10 protein-coding genes are annotated in these 18,104 nt (G+C 38.5%); 3 read left to right on the plus strand and 7 right to left on the minus strand.

Annotation, left to right across the window (positions count from 1 at the left end; genetic code table 11):
• The first annotated feature begins 303 nt into the window (after positions 1-303).
• Complete coding sequence (locus I215_RS02110) at positions 304-2,088, plus strand: rhamnogalacturonan lyase (RefSeq protein WP_008990296.1); 1,785 nt, start codon at positions 304-306, stop codon at positions 2,086-2,088.
• Positions 2,089-2,103: 15 nt separating this feature from the next.
• On the opposite strand, the gene I215_RS02115 is transcribed toward I215_RS02110, so the two are convergent.
• The 7 genes from I215_RS02115 to I215_RS02145 all read right to left on the minus strand — a co-directional run bounded on the left by I215_RS02115 (position 2,104) and on the right by I215_RS02145 (position 15,472).
• Positions 2,104-4,245, minus strand: a complete 2,142-nt coding sequence (locus I215_RS02115) for a hypothetical protein (RefSeq protein WP_008990297.1) — start codon at positions 4,243-4,245, stop codon at positions 2,104-2,106.
• 6 nt (positions 4,246-4,251) lie between these two features.
• Positions 4,252-7,878, minus strand: coding sequence for a DUF4450 domain-containing protein (locus I215_RS02120; RefSeq protein ID WP_040459728.1), 3,627 nt, complete (start codon positions 7,876-7,878; stop codon positions 4,252-4,254).
• 146 nt (positions 7,879-8,024) lie between these two features.
• The gene (locus I215_RS02125; protein ID WP_008990299.1) at positions 8,025-9,437 is read right to left on the minus strand and encodes a purine-cytosine permease family protein; all 1,413 of its coding nucleotides are present in this window, start codon (positions 9,435-9,437) and stop codon (positions 8,025-8,027) included.
• 15 nt (positions 9,438-9,452) lie between these two features.
• Complete coding sequence (locus tag I215_RS02130; protein WP_008990300.1) at positions 9,453-10,598, minus strand: alpha-hydroxy acid oxidase; 1,146 nt, start codon at positions 10,596-10,598, stop codon at positions 9,453-9,455.
• 8 nt (positions 10,599-10,606) lie between these two features.
• Positions 10,607-11,980, minus strand: a complete 1,374-nt coding sequence (locus tag I215_RS02135; RefSeq protein WP_008990301.1) for an FGGY-family carbohydrate kinase — start codon at positions 11,978-11,980, stop codon at positions 10,607-10,609.
• Between the two features lie 10 nt (positions 11,981-11,990).
• On the minus strand, positions 11,991-13,268 hold the full coding sequence (locus tag I215_RS02140) for a sugar isomerase (protein ID WP_008990302.1): 1,278 nt from the start codon (positions 13,266-13,268) through the stop codon (positions 11,991-11,993).
• Between the two features lie 107 nt (positions 13,269-13,375).
• The gene (locus I215_RS02145) at positions 13,376-15,472 is read right to left on the minus strand and encodes a bifunctional rhamnulose-1-phosphate aldolase/short-chain dehydrogenase (protein ID WP_008990303.1); all 2,097 of its coding nucleotides are present in this window, start codon (positions 15,470-15,472) and stop codon (positions 13,376-13,378) included.
• A 178-nt stretch (positions 15,473-15,650) separates the two neighbouring features.
• Between I215_RS02145 and I215_RS02150 the strand changes: the two genes are divergently transcribed.
• Together I215_RS02150 and I215_RS02155 are read left to right on the plus strand one after the other, a co-directional pair.
• On the plus strand, positions 15,651-16,712 hold the full coding sequence (locus I215_RS02150) for a GntR family transcriptional regulator (RefSeq protein WP_008990304.1): 1,062 nt from the start codon (positions 15,651-15,653) through the stop codon (positions 16,710-16,712).
• A gap of 78 nt (positions 16,713-16,790) precedes the next feature.
• Positions 16,791-18,098: a rhamnogalacturonan acetylesterase gene (locus tag I215_RS02155; protein ID WP_008990305.1), complete on the plus strand. Its 1,308-nt coding sequence runs from the start codon at positions 16,791-16,793 to the stop codon at positions 18,096-18,098.
• Positions 18,099-18,104 lie beyond the last annotated feature (6 nt).

An 18,104-nucleotide genomic window follows, 5' to 3' on the forward strand; every position in this document is an offset into this window, starting at 1 on the left:
GAAATAATTGTTTATAGTTTGATTCTTTATAAGAAGCGAACTAATATAGTCATCAATTATAAGGTTTGAAATTTTTTTCTGAATTATTTCACAATTAAATAAGTTTCACTTCCTTTCTTTTAAGAATAATCATGGTTTTGAGGGGGTTTCAAAGGCAAAAAAATATTCGCTTGGAGTAGTAGTAATAAATCCCCTGAATATTTTATTGAGCTCGGGGATAGAAGGGGATGTATATATCATAGGAACATTCTATTATTAATGTTTAAAATACTATTGGCCTAACTGTTAATTAAAAAAAATGTAATGAAAAAACGTAGTCTGTTAATCTACTTATTCTTAATTATAGGATTGTCTGTGGCAAGTTCACAGGCTCAGAAAGAAAATCTAAATAGAGCACTTGTGGCTATTCGTACGAGTGATTCCCAAGTGTATATAGGTTGGAGACTATTAATAGATGACCCTAAAGGTATTGGGTTTAATTTATATAGAGATGGGTTATTACTTAATGATTCTCCTATTGTAAACTCTACCAATTATACTGATGACATAGCTGTAAATGGCGTATATAGTTTGGAAATCGCTCAGGATAGTATCATGACTAAAATTCCTAAAACAATTGCAAAAGCAAAGGTTTGGGAGCAGAATTTTTTGGAAATTCCAATTGATAGGCCACAAGGGGGAACAACTCCTGATGGTGTGAGTTATACCTATAGTGCCAATGATTGCAGTGTAGGAGATTTAGATGGGGACGGGGAGTATGAAATTGTTTTGAAGTGGGTGCCCTCAAATTCTAAAGACAATTCTCATAATGGACATACAGGAAATGTTTTCTTAGATGCCTATAGTTTTTCAGGAGTTCGAAAATGGCGTATTGATTTGGGGGTTAATATTCGATCTGGCGCGCATTATACTCAGTTTGTTGTTTATGATTTGGATGGTGATGGAAAAGCTGAAGTGGCATGCAAAACTGCTGATGGCACCATCGATGGTTTGGGGAATATCTTGGGTGAATCAAGTGCAGATTATCGAAATGAATCGGGTAGAATCCTTGAAGGTCCTGAATATTTAAGTGTTTTTGATGGACAAACAGGCGGGTTAGTGTCTTCGGTAAAATATGTTCCACGAAGGGGTGATGTAGGATCTTGGGGTGACAATTATGCCAATAGGTCTGATCGATTTTTAGCTGCGGCAGCTTATTTAGATGGGAAACATCCAAGTTTAATAATGTGTAGGGGTTATTATACTAGAAGCGTAATTGCTGCATGGGATCTGGTAAATGGTGAGTTAAAACAACGCTGGGTGTTCGATTCCGACACTCCAGGGAATGAGGCATATGCAGGGCAAGGTAATCACAGTCTGAGTATTGCTGATGTAGATCAGGATTCCAAACAAGAAATTGTCTATGGTTCCATGACCATTGATGATAATGGACAAGGCTTATACACAACGGGACTAGGACATGGTGATGCCTTACATGTTTCTGATTTTGATCCCAACATCCCTGGACTCGAGGTCTTTGCTCCACATGAAAATAAACGTGACGGGATTACTTTTCGAAAGGCAAAAACAGGAGAGATTATATGGCAACATAAGAATAACATTGATGTAGGACGTGCATTAGCTGCTGATATAGATCCAAGTCGTATCGGTGCTGAGTTCTGGGCACAAGGTAATATGGGGGTGTATAATATCAGTGGAGAGGAGGTTTTCAGTGAGATTCCCTCTATAAATTTTGCCATTTGGTGGGATGGTGATTTGCAAAGAGAACTACTTGATGGTAATCAAATTACAAAATATGGGATTGGAACAATTTTTACTGCAGATCAATGTAGCTCCAATAATGGGACCAAAGCGACCCCGTGTCTTCAGGCAGATTTGTTTGGTGACTGGAGAGAGGAAGTTATTTTTCGGACCAAGGATAATAACGCACTTCGTATTTTTACAAACCCTGAAATAACTTCTTTTCGCATTCCTACTCTAATGCAGGATCTTCAATACCGGATGGCTGTGGTATGGCAGAATTCTGGATATAATCAACCGCCTTGGCCGTCATTCTACATAGGTTCTGGGATGCTACAGAAATGGTAATATAATTGGAGTTACCTAAAACATTTCACGAAAGCCTTCCCATTGAACATCCCAACCACCGTCCTTAGGGAATCCTGGGTTTTCTATGGTATTGCCTTCCCAGCCAGCGCACATAAGCGCTATAGCAGTTAACAATCCTCCATTGCCAGGTAGATAGAGTGTTAGTCGCTGATCTTGATAATTATGACCATTTACTAGATACGTGTTGGTTTGAACATCCATTAGAAGTGCTTGAATAGCTTTCTCTGGTAGATGTAATCTGGTAGCTGTCATGGCTGTCATTGGGAAATCCCAACCCCATGTCTCTTCCCAGCTCCACTTTTCCCATACCAGATCAAAGGTGTTTCTCATAATCTGCAGATCGACCTTTTGCGTTAGCGGTAGCATTCCAAGGGTACCGAGTACTGATGGGTGATCAGTTTTGAACTCCGCATTGGTATAGGAGTCTTGTGCACTCTCGGTGGCCAAATAAACCTCTTGTAAAACAGGAAGCTGAGAAAGTTTGTCAATTACCTCAATCCATTTTGCTGGTGGTGTTTCTCCAAGTCTTTTCTTCCATTTTATAGCTGTTTGTAATCCCCAATGCCAGTAGTTTAATTCATAGGTAGGGTTATAAGTTTCAATAGCTTTGAACCGTTCCTGTGCTGGAATGACACCTGGCCCGAGTTCATAACGATCTAAAGCTTTATTGTAATGTGCAAAGGAGGCCATAAATTCTGCCGTTGCAAATACCTTATCCTTATATTGGTCTAGAGTGGCCTTTGAAGGATTTTCTTGGTATAACAACTCTGCATAAGTAATATAATGTGGCTGTTGCCAAATTAGGAAAGAACCAACCGAAGAAGGACTTTCATTACCAAATGGATCTGTCATTTTTTGCCAGCGAAGTCCGCTAAATCCTTGTCTTTTTGCCAGGGTAAAAGCTTTGTGTTTTGCTTTTTCATACCACTGCATGGATTTTTTAAGTAAATCGCTACGATCCCATAAACTGAAATGTACCCCATGCCACCAATGCATTTCTAGGTGAGGCTTTCCATACCAGCTGTTGTACGTAAGCCCTGTTTCCTGTGGAGGCTCATTGGAGGTACATTGTATTTTAGTTAAGTATTGGGATAATACCACCCGACGTTCAAGTTCAAAAGCTCTAGGATCACTGCATTTTGAAAAATCGACCGCCGCGCCGCTTTCCCAAAAAGCCTTCCAATTTTCAGTACTGCTTTGAAGAGTTTGGCTAAAACTAGGAAGATTCTTCTTAGTAGTTTTAGTGCTAAAACCAATGCTCATAGAAAAACTAGTGTTCTCAGGTGTTATACTGTAATAATGGGCCTGTTTTTTCGATATTTTAGTTCTCGGATCATCCCACTTAAAATCAACGTGGTAAGTAAGTGAATCCATTTGATGGGTTACAAGCGCCTTGTTTTTTCCATCTTTCTTCAAAGTTGACTTATAATTAAAGTCCCCTTCCCAGCGTACACCGGTGTCTTTCCACTCTCCAGTTGGGTAAGGGATGCGAAATCGAATTTGAAGCCTATTTTTTGAAATTAAATCTGATGTAACTTTAAAAGAAACCACATCCTGGTTTTGATGGGCAATGGTTTGTACTTTGACTAAGGATCCTTCTACTTTGAACTTGCTATGGATTATTCCAGTCCATAAATCCAAATGTTGGTCAATTTCTTGTATATCTTCTGGTCTTGCAAGTTGACCATTTTCTTTGGTAATCTCAAAACCAAGATTTCCGAGTTGCAACCGATGTGGGTTCTCCCGAAACCAATTCACTGCATTTTTTTGACGCTCTGGAGTTTTAATTTGTACAGAATAAGGCACTTTCCTTCCATACTGATCGTACTCTTTATTAGTTAAATTAAAGGTGTAATTATTTGGGTTTTTAAAGCGATCCCACCCCCATGAGGATTGTGTTCCCAGAGCGATTCCACCTTGGTAATGCTCTGGAAAACTTTGAAGACCTGTGGCATCTACGGTAAAGGCAAACTGACCATTACCAATACTAAGTGAAGCTAAGGTATCCACTGAGGTGACCTTTACTTGGTGTCGATCCACCAATGCTTTTCGATCAATCTTTTGAGCATAGATAAAGGAGCTTACCATTAAAAGGATAAGGGTTATTTTGGTGGTGAATAAAGAGTTTGTTTTCATGAATTTTTATTTTAGTAAAGTGAGACTCATAAGACCTATAATCACTTCGTTTGCTATGGTGGTTAATTCTAAGTGGTCTAATTCTTTATTTGGATCAATACTTAAGTCCAAAACCGTGGCCGCACCACCGTCTATGGCATAATCTGTAAAACCTTTTATACTGCTGTAATTATTAAATTGGCGATGGAATTCGCCCGTTTTCAAATGAAGTCTCAAAGGAGTGGGAGCCGAAATTTTAAAGGCATAATCGTCAGTGTAATAATCCTGTTCAATGGGCCACCAGTTCTCTGGATTTTTAAGTAGCAACTCTGAGGTGCTTCCGTCTTTATAGTGAATGATGACCTGCCCATTTGTTAATTGAGATTGCATTGGATTTGTAGTGCCAGCCATCAATAGGTATAAATGTCTAGCCTTTCCCTTGAGTGGAATTTTTATAGACTCTGGATAATTATCCCACATGGAAGTAAAGGCAATATCATTTCTTCCCTTAGCCGCAATGGCAAATGGTATGTTATGATAATAAATATTCCCCTTGGTTTTAGCTGCAAGATTCTTAAGCCCCTTATCTTGGATTTCAGGCAGTATATTTGGGTAGCACCAATTCCCGATTCCTTGTAATGGGAGCTGCAGTGTAGGGGAGTCCACTCTTGGAGAACTGTATTGTTGTTTAAATATATCACTTACCTTTTGATTGTAATACGGGCTAAGATCAACGGTTACAAATTCTTCATTAGCCTTAGCTTGAATATCCCAATTTTGCACCGTAAAATACGGTATTGATGTTCCTTTGATTGCTATTCTATTAGTTCCAGGAACCAGCTGCTCAGCTTTCAAGTATAAGTTACCTTCTTCTAAGGATGTGTTGTTGGTACTAAGGCTTTGGTAATTTAACATATACTCATGTTGGTTAAGAGCCTGTTGGTCGCTTTGGAAATAAATTTGTGATCCCTTAGGTGATGAGGTTGTTTTTGTTATTGCTATAATTGGGTTGATTTGAATATCAACGGGCTCCCACCACTTAAAGTCCCCTTGCTGGAGTTTTATAAAGAATGTCTTATATCCTGGGTCACTTTGAGGGTCTCCTTGGAGGTGATGCTCCTTAAGTTGTGTTGATTTAAATACGCTTTGAGGGTCGTATATGTCGATAAATCTCAATTGATTATTTGATAGCTCGAAGTGTTCCCCTATGGTGAGATTATTCTGGTATTGAAGTTTTTTGATTTCTTCTCCTTTCCATTTAATTTCAATGGTATACTCAGGCTTTTGCGGTGCCTTGATAATCAATTTTGGAGTAACTAGAGCAGCGGTATCAATATGCCAATTTGTAGTAATTTTTTGGTTTATTTTAATGTATTCTACCTGTTGTTTTTTAGCCTGTATGGTCAATTTAAGCGCCATGGGATTTTCCATAGTAGGGGTAATGGTGTACTCACTGGTATTATCCTGGAATTTGTAATTGTAGCTTAGATCAGGTAGTGTAATTGCTGCATGTTTCCACTGTGAAGGAAAGCCAGGTTTAATGTTCAGGGTATCTGATAGTGCATCGGGTTGGATACCAAATAGGCCTTCAGCTAAACTGCGAGCTGCCATGGCGATCGGATCAGCAAAGTCACGGTAAAGTTCTCCACGCATGGCGTCGTAGAAAGAAAGTTGTTGAAAACCTCCTGGAGAAGCTCCAAGATACATGCTTTCTACGATGGCGCTTTGCCAGAGTTTAAAAGCATCTTCGGGTCGATTACCTTGCCAGTATGCCAGGGAAGTATGTAAAACTTCAGCTAGTGCTACATTGTTAACTGACCAGGTATAGGGTTGCCAGTTGGTAGTGGAAATTAAAGCTAAATCTTCTAAAGGTAATCCTATTGCTTTTACAGGAATATGAGGGATTTGAGTGTCAACATAGCGTAACATCTGATAGGCTTGAAATGGATTTGCGGCGCCTTCATCAATGGGATGATAAATAGACCATACTCCTGGCTGATCATGTAATAATTGGTTTCCTAGAATGTCTTTATATTCAGCGAATATACCCTTGTTTGGAATCCATAATTGATCATTCATTGCCTTTTGAATTTTTTTAGCCTCTAGCTTATATGGTGCAATTTCTTGAGGTGGTTTATTTAGTTTTTTACCAATGGCATAGGCTAATTTGTTGGCATTAAGGTTATAGGCGCTCGAATAGCTAACTGAACCTCCACTGTATTGTAGGGCATCACTTGCCCATATACAGGCATAGGCATCGTATAGGTAATTGTTATCGGTATCAAAATTTCTTTTCTCCCAAGCTAGGTGCCGCTTAAGATAGGGCCACATCTTTTCCATAAAATCACTATCTGCAGACCATAGGTAATGTCGAAGTACTTGGTTAAAAAACACGGAATTCATATCGTAATGATGGGCAACGGTGTTTTTGTTGGGGTGCCTACTGATGTATCCACTACTGAACATGGAGGTCCCTATCTCTTCCTTTTGTCTTGCAAAATTTCTAGTGGTATCAGGTACTACCGGTCCAGTTGCTGGATGCAACACTTGGGAGTTAGCATAACTGTAAAAATGAGCCTGAGCACGGTCTTTCCAACCCAATGGATCAGCCACTGAGGCTCCTCTCCATGCATTTAAATGCATACGCCATGCAATAGATCCGTGCAAAAATGCAGGATATTCCCAAATAGCGTCTGCTGCGGTTGAAAGGGCTCCTCCGAGAGTATTGATAAACGGATCAGGTGTGGTGACTTTTACTACAGAGCCTTTATCTTCAGCTGCTTGTAGTGCTAAAATAAATTCATTTTGTAGGAGCTTCTGACTTTGATTTGGAAACTTTTCACTATTTTCAAATTTCCAGTATTGTACTTTTTTTATGGTGTCTAACACCCCAGTGATAAGGGGGTAATTGTCCTTTTCTGAGCTGTAAACCACTAATGGGTTTTCTTGATTGCTTGCAGAGGCAATTTTAGCTTTTGACTTAGGAAAGACTCCATATATGCTCCTGTTGTTTCCAGTTTTTTGTTTGTTATTCTGGGAACCATAGCTAACTTTAAAGGTAGCCTTATTTATTTGGTAATTATTGTCCAGACAGTATTCAGGATGCAAATAGAACACAGATTCTGGATCTGCTCCAATATCACCACTTCGCCAGAATTTTTTTCCACTCGCACCTCCATAGACCCATAATAGTGATACCTTAGTAGGAATATTTTGCGCTTCTAGTTTAAGTATAAATCCTTCAGATTCTGCTAAGGCGACAAGGTTAAGTTTAAGCTCTCCTCCCTTTAGTATTGGATCTTTAATAGTATAGCTCATCACACCTGAGCGGTAGAAGGTATGAATCTTATCAGCTGCAGTGATCCATTTACTCTGACCATTTTCACTAGCAATTCCCAGTTTAAAATTTCCACCCATACCTGGCATATACATAGCAAATTCTGGTAAATCACCAGCCTCGACTCTAAATCCAGTGTTTGTCCCATAAAGTGCTCTATTGAATCTTCGTTGACCTTTAACTAGCTCAAAACCATCATCTTTGGGAAGGTAATGAACTGATCGTATGCTGTCATGCCAAAAACCATTATTTTGTGCGATAGAAACACACATAAATCCTAGGCAGAGCATTGTAAGAAGGTGTTTGTAGAGTCTCATCTGAACATGGGTGTAAAGGGTTGGTTTTGCTATGGTATTACTTATGTGCGGTGAATATTTAAAATATTTAGCAAAGATGCATCCTGTACTTGCACCTAGAAAAACTGCCCCTTGAACAGGGGCAGTTAAAAATTAGTTTAAAGTAGTTACTTTTTGTTTTGGTAATACTTGCTAAATAGCAGGAATAATACCCCACAAAAGAGCCACGTGGGTAGTGTTACAAATGATAAAAAGATATCGAATTGAACGGAAATAAAATAAAAGACACCGAAACTTATAAGCCATGCCCATAATACAGCTGGGTTGAAGTTTGTGTTATATTTTTCGGCATAAAAGGCTTGGATTCCTGCCTTTTTAGAAAAGAAATAATCAAACACAATAATGGCTCCTATGGGTGCTAAAATAAATCCATAAAGGGCAACAAAATCTAATAGTTTCATTGCAAATGCTGGGAATAAACCGGCAATGGTAGCAACACTTCCCGCTAATATGGTCACCCAGAAGGTGGATAGTTTAGGCAACACAGCTTGAAAAGCCAATCCTGCTCTGTAAATTGTTGGATTTGCAGTGGACCAACCGGCGAGTATAACTGCGAGGATTCCAAAGACACCCAAGGCGTTATAGGCCAAGGGACCAGGTGCAACAGTTGGTGCTAGACCATTTGATAAAAACCCTTGTGCCTCTGGTGATTTTAAATACACAGCATACAAAAGTGCCGCAGCAATCCAAGCTATATAATGACCAAGATATATACCACCAGCTGTAGTCCAGCCTAGCTTTGGTGACTTTGCAAACCTAAATACAGTTAAGTCAGACATTCCAATATGCATGGCAGCATTGGCAAACCAAGACCATAGGAACACATGCCAAAAGGTGTATTTTATTTGCCCAGGAAATGGATCGCTCCCTTCTCCCCAAAGATTCCAAAATTCTGAAAAACTGCTGATCTCTAATTGATAAAGTGCAACAATTCCACTTGCGATAAAGGCTAAAACTATAAATGGAGACATCCAATTCGCAGCCTTTGCCACTGTTGAATACCCCTTTGCTGCGATAACTGAAATAAGTACTCCTAACACTAGAACTATAATAATCCACGTCATCCCATTGGGAAGGGTGTCGGTGAGCTGTGGCATTTCCATATTAAAGGGAATCCCCACAGCTGTAGCAGAAACTGTGATCATTGCTCCAGCTAAAAAGCAAAACAATACTCCATTGGCTACATTATAATAAGTCACTAATTTTTTACCACAGATTTTCTCCAAATGAAAATAGAGGGTGTATCGGAACTTTGTTCCGATTTCTGCGGTTAAAAATCGCCAGCTCAAAACCGCCATCAGGTTTCCTAGTAAGAGGCCAACAATAAGGTCAAATGCAGAAACTCCAGTGGTTAAAAAGAGTGGTCCTATGACAAATTCAGTTCCAGCGGCGTGCTCGCCAGCATACATGCCTAAAAAGCTTTTCCAACCTTTTAACTTGGAATCAGGAACACGTTGTCTTTCGTATTCTCCTGATTCGATTTGCTTCATATTCTCAATTGCGGTATGTGGTGTTGTCATTGGTTAATTCGTATTTTATATTAAATGTTTAGGAAGATTGCTTACCTTTTTACAGCATAATTGATCCAAAACTTGTTTTAATTGAACTTTTAACATGGAAATGGTATGATCACCACCTTTTTCTCCAAGGGCGGCCGCGCCATACATAAATGATCTACCCATAAAAGTGAACTTAGCACCACTGGCTAAACTTCTTGCTATATCAGGGCCTGAGCGAATTCCGCTATCCATCATAACTTCGATTTGATCGCCGTACTTTGATGCAATATTGGTTAGTGGTTTTATGGTAGATTCTCCGGGGTCTAATTGCCGTCCTCCATGATTAGAAACAATGATTCCATCAAATCCTAATCGAATGGCCTCAAGAGTGTCTGCCTCAGAACTAACCCCTTTGAGCACTAATTTACCTTTCCATTGTTCTCTAATTGGAGCAATTCGCTCTTCATTAAGTCTTCCACTAAAGGTTTGATCCATGAACTTCCCTAACTGAGTTAAGTTTAGTCCTTCTGGCATATAAGGCTTGAGGTTTTCAAAATTAGGTTGGCCGTGTTTTAGAGTTTCATATGCCCATCTTGGTCTTTGGAGTATTTGTAAAATATTACTCATACTCATTTTCGGAGGCAGGGCTAATCCATTCCTAAAGTCTTTGGGTCGATAACCAAAGGTGGGTACATCACAAAGTAATACCAGTACTGGACATTGAGCAGCGTCTGCTCTATTAATAATATCTTTTCTTATAGAATCCTCTACAGGATTGTAGAGTTGAAACCACGCATTGCCTTGAGTAAGTTCACTGATTCTCTCAATACTACTTGTGCTTACGGTACTTAAAATAAAAGGGATGTTGTGCTTTAAAGCAGCTTTGGCAAGAATTTCTGGAGAATTAGGCCACATCAGGCCTTGCAATCCTACTGGAGCAATGCCAAAAGGAGCATCGTATTGACGGCCAAAAAGGGTAGTCTTCAAGCTGGAATCCTGGTAATTGTTTAAGTATCGAGGTTCCAATTGTACGTCTCTTATCTCGGAGGTGTTTCTGATAATATTGACATCCTCATTACAGCCACCATCGAGGTATTCAAAAGCAAAATTAGGTATTCGTTTCTTTGCTTTGTCTCTTAAATCATCGACCGATGGATATTTGTAATTAAAGGATAATGCCATTTTAGGAGTTATTTAATAATCAGAGGAACATGTTTTTTTAGTGCATAATTTTTTTTGAGAAACTTAGAATTTAGTTTTGTATCAGCAATACTAATTGCCGCACCTAAGGCTGAGCCTAAGGAGGCATCAGTGGTTCTTAATTCCATATTTCTCATATAATGTGATAAGAGCTTAATATAAACATCATTATTACTAAAGCCCCCATCGACATATAATTTGGAGATTTCTTCCGAACCTTTTGCTATTTGGATGCTGTTTACCTGTAATTTTACAAGTTCTATCATAAGATGGTGATAGGCATCCTCAAAGGTATCATAAGGAAGTTCTGTTTTACACACCTTTGGGGTGTTCTCAATACTTTCCCATTTAAAAAGGTGTTCAAACTCCTTAGTGATTTCATAATAGGCCTGTTCATTAAAGCTTACAGATTTGTGATAATCAGGTGCAACTCCATAAAGCTGTGCTAACTTTTGAACTTGGATCTTATATTCATTTCCTAAGAATAATCTGGAAGCCTTGACTTGTTTTCCGTTAATTCTCATGTAATTGATACAGTTCTTTGACACCTCTTCTGCGCTTAAGGGGGTAGAGGTAAATGGATTTAAGGCGATGCTCCAAGTTCCTGTGGAAACCAAAATAAAGGGATCTTTTAGACTTCTCACATACGGTAACAAGGCGGCAGAACTATCATGTATCCCCACTCCGATTTTAATACGTTTGCCATTGTAATTCATGTTAATACTGGTCTCAGTAGAGACAATTGGAGGGAGGATTTTGTGTAACTCTTCTTGGTAAACCCAGTTGTGATAGTCTTTTTTGTTGTAGTCCCAAAGGCTAGTATGGCAACCAATACTGGTGTATTCACTCAGTGGGATTCCTGTAAAAATATAACTTAGATACTGCGGAAGGTGAAGGGAATACTTTATTTTTTTAAAGACTTCTGGCTTGGTATACTTTAACCAGTACAACTGCATGCCTGAGTTTAAAAGCCCTTCTTTAGAAGATCCTGTTTGCTGTATAAAGGTCAAGGCAGGACCATAGCTTTGATAGAATCTATTGACAATCTCTTCTGATATAGGTTTGGTATAATTATACAAAGGACTAATGGCTTCTCCATTTTCATCGAGATGGACTAATGAGGCGCCATATGAGGAAAAATTGATCGCTTTAATGTCGTATTGTTCGCTAGCTAGAATTCGGTTAAATACTGCCTTTAGCCATATCTGTAATTTATGGAGATCTTCTGTGGGGTATCCGTCTTGATCCACGATCTGATCAAATTTGGTGTATTCTCGAAAAACTTCTTTGAAGTCCTGGTCAAAAAGGAAGAATTTTTTGTTAGTTTTTCCGATATCGAATACCGCTGTTACTTTCTTTTTCATCACCACTTAATTATAGGCCTGTAGCTACAGTGTTTTTACCTCGCTCTTTGATTAATTGTTCTCTAACCCCTAAATTTCTATATGTTTGTAAAGGAGCTAATGGAGCATTTAATTTTAGGCGAGCTTGCCGGACAAGAGGCCTAACATCGGTCAAATAGGCTTCCTGTAATATTTCTTGGCATAGACTGACATCATGTTCTTTTTGCGCCTGTTTTAAGAGGTCTTGGTCTACAAGTAGAGCTTTTGCATAGGTAATTTGTATGGCTTCTAAAGACTGAATTAAATCTTCTAATGGGTCTTTTAGGTTATGGCTAGCATCTATCATCCAAGAAAGTTCAGGGTTCTGAGGATTGTTAGCCATTCCATAAACCAATTCATTAAAAATTAAAAACAGCGCATAGGGTTTAATGGAGCCTACTGTGATGTCATCATCCCCGTATTTACTATCATTAAAATGAAAACCTCCTAATTTCCCTTTAAACATTAGTGTAGAAACGATCTGCTCAATGTTTGTATTAGGAAGGTGATGGCCTAGATCCACTAAGGTGTAGGCTTTCTCACCACACTGGTTAGCCAGCATAAAAGAAGTACCCCAGTCTTGTATTACCGTACTGTAGAAGTAGGGTTCATAAGGTTTGTATTCAATAAAAAGTTTCCAATCATCAGCTAGTGATTTATATATTTCTTTCAGACTATCTTGGGTGTTTGAAAGCGCTGTTTGAAAGTTGTGTTGCCCTGGAAAAGAACTCCCATCTGCAAGCCAAACGGTCATGCTTTTAGATCCTAGCTTTTCACCAATTTTAATAACTTCTTTGTTGTGAGCGATGGCTTGTTGCCGTGCACCTATACTTGTATTACTCAAGGATCCAAACTTATAAGAATGTTTTGCCCCTACAGAATCTTGAAAGGTGTTCGAGTTAACGGCATCAAACCTCAGATCTAGCTCAAAGGCAAGTTCTTTCACAGCCTTGTAATCCGTTGGAATATCCCATGGAATGTGTAGAGAAACCGCTCCAGCGCTTCGAGTAAGACTGTGAAGTACGCCAATATCTTCAAGTTTTTGCTCTAATGAAGCGGGTTCGCCAAAGTATGAATATCGTCCAAATCGCGTCCCTCCAGCTCCAAGTGCCCAGCTCGGTATAGCTACCTGAAAGGCCGCAAGTTTGTCTACTAGCGAGGGAACTTCAATATTTTGTTTTGACAATCTACTAGCTAAATGGTCAAATTGTTCATTATGGTTAGCAATTTGTTTTGAATCTGAACTTAGCTTGTTTGGGTTAATGATCATTTTTTTTTGTATGTTTTCTAAATTTGTAATTCTTTAATTTAAAAAGAAACCCTCATAGGCTATCAAGACCTATGAGAGATTCCTTTAGCTAACTAACAACTATACATTTATCGAACAAATGCATTTGCCATTCCTCCGTCAACATTGATGATGTTTCCGGTTGATTTATCCAAATTTGCAATCAGCGCAAAAGCCGCATTAGCAATGTCCTCTGGATATATAATTTCGTTTAATAAATTTCTTTTGGCGTAGTGTGAAGGAAGCTCATCAACCGAGATACCATATGCTTTTGCTCTGCCTTCTGCCCAAGCGCCCTGCCATATTTTACTTCCAACAATGACTCCATCTGGATTAACGGTGTTGACTCTGATTTTATCAGATCCAAGTTCCGCAGCCAACAGGCGTGTCATATGTAATTGGGCAGCTTTTGCTGTTCCATAACCAACATTGTTTGGTCCAGCAACTAGGCCATTTTTACTTGCAATATTTACAATATTTCCACCGAGTCCCTGTTTTTTAAGGATTTTTACGCCGTGTTGAGCCATTAAAAACTGACCTTTTACAAGAATATTTTGTAAGATTTCCCAATCCTTTAAAGTAGTATCTTCTAATGATTTAGAAATAGCCAATCCAGCAGAGTGTATGATTATGTCTATTCCTCCGAAGGATAAGCATGCCTTGTCAAAGGCTGTTTTAATAGAATTTTCATCGGTCACATCACACACTACGGTACTGACCTGATCGTTTTTAAAGGTTTTTTTGGCCTCTTCTAAGGATTCTTCGCTTATATCGGTAAGTACTACATTGGCTCCTTCGGCTACTAATTTATCAGCTATAGCTTTACCGATTCCTCCACCAGCACCAGTTACAATAGCAACTTTTCTCGAAAGGGGCTGTTCAGCTGGCATGCGTTGTAATTTTGCCTCTTCTAATAACCAATATTCAATATCGAAGGCCTCTTGTCGTGGAAGAGCTGTGTATTGTGAGATTGCCTCAGCACCACGCATCACATTGATGGCATTGACATAAAATTCACTAGCCACCCTTGCGGTTTGTTTGTTTTTAGCAAAGGAAAACATTCCTATCCCAGGATAAATGATAATCACTGGGTTTGGATCCCGCATTGCAGGACTATTCGGGTGTTTACAATTATTGTAGTATTCACTGTATTGCTCGCGATAGGCCTCGAAAGATGGGGTTAGTTTTTCAAGTAAAACTTCGGCGTCTAACAAATCTTCATCTTTATCCAGATCCAATACCAAAGGTTGGATTTTTGTTCTTAGAAAATGATCAGGGCAGGAAGTCCCCATAGGGGCAAGCCTTTGTAATTCGTGGCTGTTGATGTATTGCATCACCGTTTCACTATCCGTAAAATGACCAATCATTGGCTTTTCAGAAGAGCACAATCCTCTGAGTAGTGGCATGAGTTGTGATGCCTTAACTTTTCGAAGTTCCTGTGAGTGACTTTGAACTTTTTCACCTCCAAAGACACTGCCTTTTTCTTTTATTTTATCTTCGATATAGGCCGATGCAGTTTCAATGACTTCTAGGCTATTCATATAGCATTCATATGAAGTATCGCCCCAGGTAAATAAGCCGTGACTTCCTAGAACAATACCACGTATACCTGGATTGTCATTTAAGCATTTTTCTAATTGTAATCCAAGATCAAAACCTGGACGTTGCCAAGGTACCCACCCCATGGTATCACCCCAAATTTCTTTGGTGATCTTTTCACTGTCCTTTGCGGCGGCAACTGCAATAAGTGCATCTGGGTGGAGGTGATCGATATGTTTAAATGGAAGTAATCCGTGTAATGGTGTGTCTATCGAAGGTGCTCTACTATCTAAATCGTAGATACAGTGATTGAATAATCCAACCATCCTATCTTCATCGGAGAGTCCTTTATACACATTTTTTAGATTTCGTAATCTCTCGGTGTAAAGACCTGCAATGCCTGCACGAGTTAAGGTGCCTATATCGCCTCCAGATCCCTTTATCCACATTACTTCAACACTTTGGTTAGTGAGTGGATCTTTCTCTATAGTTTTACAACTAGTATTGCCTCCTCCGTAATTGGTAATCCTTAGGTCAGCGCCTAAGATATTTGATCTATATAAAAAAAGTTCGACTTCATTACCTTCTATAGCTGCGGCTTTTTGTTTATCCCAAAGATAATTTACATATTTAAAGGTTTTGTCCATTTGTTTGTACTAATTGATGTTTGTTGATTCAAATGTAACTTTTAAATAATACCTGTGTGTCCTGTGCTGTACTGCAAGGAAGAAAAAAGTATTAAAATGTTAAATAATATAATAATTACTATTAATATTTAATATTACATTAATTATTTGTAGAATTACGCATAAAAATTAAATAATCATGAGTTCCTCTATTATGCATTCGGAAATTAATAAAACGATTGATGAAAATTCCAGAGTGCCAAAATACAAGCAAATCGTTGATTCCATTATTGAAGATATAAGCAAGGGTAGATTGTCCTTTGGACAAAAAATTCCTTCCATTAATGAGCTTAGCGAGAGTTGCTATCTCTCTAGAAATACAGTAGAAAAAGCGTATAAATTACTTAAAGAACGCAAGGTAATTGTTTCAGTTAAAGGAAAAGGGTATTATACGGCCAAGACGGATTTGATTTCTAAGGTCAACGTATTCTTTATGATTAATAAACCGAGTTCTTATAAGATGATGATTTACAATTCTTTTGTAGATGCCATAGGAGTAAACGCTCATGTTAACTTGTTTATTTACCACTGTGAGGAATCTCTTTTTATTAGAACCTTAGAGAAGAATTTAGGAGCATTTGATTACTACATCATCATGCCTCATTTTAAACTAGAAGACTTGAGTCATGTGAGTTATTCAGAGGCCGTATTGGATGTCATTGAACAGATTCCCAAGGATAAATTGATTATCATGGATAATGCCAAACCTTGTATTCAGGGGAATTATGGATCAATTTATCAGGACTTTCAAAATGATATCTACCAAGCACTCAAAGAAGGATTAGACCGACTTCAAAAGTATGACAAAATTATTTTAGTCTATCCCAACAAAGCTGTTCACCCTTACCCGAAAAGGATCATGCTCGGATTTAGACAATTTTGCGTTGAATACGATTTTGACTTTGAGATTTTAGATCAGATTTATGATGATATGGAGCTTCAAAGTAAGGATATTTTTATCACCATAGAGGAGATGGATCTAGTGAATCTTATGCGACAAATACGAAAAAAAGGATTAAAACTCGGAAAAGATATTGGGATTATTTCTTATAATGAAACTCCGCTAAAAGAATTGCTAGGCATCACCGTAATTAGTACTGATTTTAAGGCTATGGGGGAGAGTGCCGCTTATATGGTCCTAAAAAATAAAAAAGAAAAAGTTAAAAACGTATTTAAGTATATCGAACGAAATTCTCTTTAAAAAACATCTCAGTACAGTACAGTACAGGATAGCTTTTTAGTTTAAGCGAAGTAATTTGTCTAGCTATACAACCGACCTATGTACGCAAAAAACAAAGGCTTTCTTGGCTTGGCTTTTATTTTCTGTTGTTCTGTATTTGGACAACACCAAAAGCCTATTGAGTGGGCGTTTCAATTTGGAACTCAGCCCTTAAAACAAGAGCATTATACCTCAGTGAGCAGTACTGAGCAATACAGGGAGCAAGGATATGGATTTGATTTTAATAGCATTGATGCTGTTCAAATGCATAAAAAAGGGATGATAGCCGATTCTTCCATCTATTTTTCAGTGTCGCTTCCTGCTGGAAATTATCTTGTGTCCATGGTTTTCGGAAGTGAATATTCTCCCAGCGTTAACTCGGTAAAGGCAGAATCAAAGCGGCTGATGGTTAATCAGCTCAGACTTAAAAAGGGTCAGTATAAAACGAGTGAGTTTGTTGTTCATCTTCAAACTAAAAAGATCGATTCCACACATAATATTAACTTAAAACCACGTGATGAAAATGCACTGAATTGGGATACAAAACTCAGTTTTGAATTTTTAAAAGGTACCGCTGTAACGCATCTTTTAATTCATGAACTCAATGAGGTGCCAACGCTTTTTCTAGCTGGGGATTCAACTGTTGCTGACCAGGATTTATCCCCGTGGGCTTCATGGGGACAGTTCATAACCCAATATATGCAACCCTCAATTGTAGTAGCTAATTATGCGGCCTCGGGGGCGTCACTTTCTTCTTTTAAGGCAAGAAAGCGTTGGGATAAAATTTTGCATTTAATCAAACAAGGAGATTACGTGATGATTGAGTTTGGTCATAATGATCAAAAAATAAAAAACGAAGGTTCGGGACCTTGGTCTTCATATTCTGATTTGTTAACCTATTATGTAGAATCTGCACGAGCCAAAGGAGGAATTCCCATTCTTTTAACCCCATTGCAGCGCAGAGTATTTAATAAAACTAAGGGTATAAAACCAACACATGGAGATTATCCTGCAGCTGTAAGGGCCGTGGCAAACTCCCTTTCAGTACCCTTAATTGATCTGACTGAGATATCTACCGCGCTCTATGAATCTTGGGGGGTAGATGACTCTAAGAACGCTTTTGTGCATTACCCTGAAAACAGTTTTCCAGGTCAAAAAAAAGCATTAGCGGACAATACACATTTCAATGATTTTGGGGCACATGAAATTGCTCTTTGTGTAATACAAGGAGTAAAAGAATTAGATCTTGTTTTAAAAAGGCATTTAAAACCTTTACCGCGATATAATCCTAAAAGTCCCGGTAGTATTAAAAATTGGACCCTTCCAATGAGTGCGAGATTTGAAGTGATAAAACCCGAAGGCAATTAATAACCA

The sequence above is a fragment of the Galbibacter marinus genome (assembly GCF_000300875.1).
Taxonomy (GTDB): Bacteria; Bacteroidota; Bacteroidia; order Flavobacteriales; family Flavobacteriaceae; genus Galbibacter; species Galbibacter marinus.

Excerpts from the sequence above, each read along its gene's own strand:
- I215_RS02110 (WP_008990296.1), top strand. The coding sequence starts at position 304 with ATGAAAAAACGTAGTCTGTTAATCTACTTATTCTTAATTATAGGATTG.
- I215_RS02115 (WP_008990297.1), bottom strand. The coding sequence starts at position 4,245 with ATGAAAACAAACTCTTTATTCACCACCAAAATAACCCTTATCCTTTTA.
- I215_RS02120 (WP_040459728.1), bottom strand. The coding sequence starts at position 7,878 with ATGAGACTCTACAAACACCTTCTTACAATGCTCTGCCTAGGATTTATG.
- I215_RS02125 (WP_008990299.1), bottom strand. The coding sequence starts at position 9,437 with ATGACAACACCACATACCGCAATTGAGAATATGAAGCAAATCGAATCA.
- I215_RS02130 (WP_008990300.1), bottom strand. The coding sequence starts at position 10,598 with ATGGCATTATCCTTTAATTACAAATATCCATCGGTCGATGATTTAAGA.
- I215_RS02135 (WP_008990301.1), bottom strand. The coding sequence starts at position 11,980 with ATGAAAAAGAAAGTAACAGCGGTATTCGATATCGGAAAAACTAACAAA.
- I215_RS02140 (WP_008990302.1), bottom strand. The coding sequence starts at position 13,268 with ATGATCATTAACCCAAACAAGCTAAGTTCAGATTCAAAACAAATTGCT.
- I215_RS02145 (WP_008990303.1), bottom strand. The coding sequence starts at position 15,472 with ATGGACAAAACCTTTAAATATGTAAATTATCTTTGGGATAAACAAAAA.
- I215_RS02150 (WP_008990304.1), top strand. The coding sequence starts at position 15,651 with ATGAGTTCCTCTATTATGCATTCGGAAATTAATAAAACGATTGATGAA.
- I215_RS02155 (WP_008990305.1), top strand. The coding sequence starts at position 16,791 with ATGTACGCAAAAAACAAAGGCTTTCTTGGCTTGGCTTTTATTTTCTGT.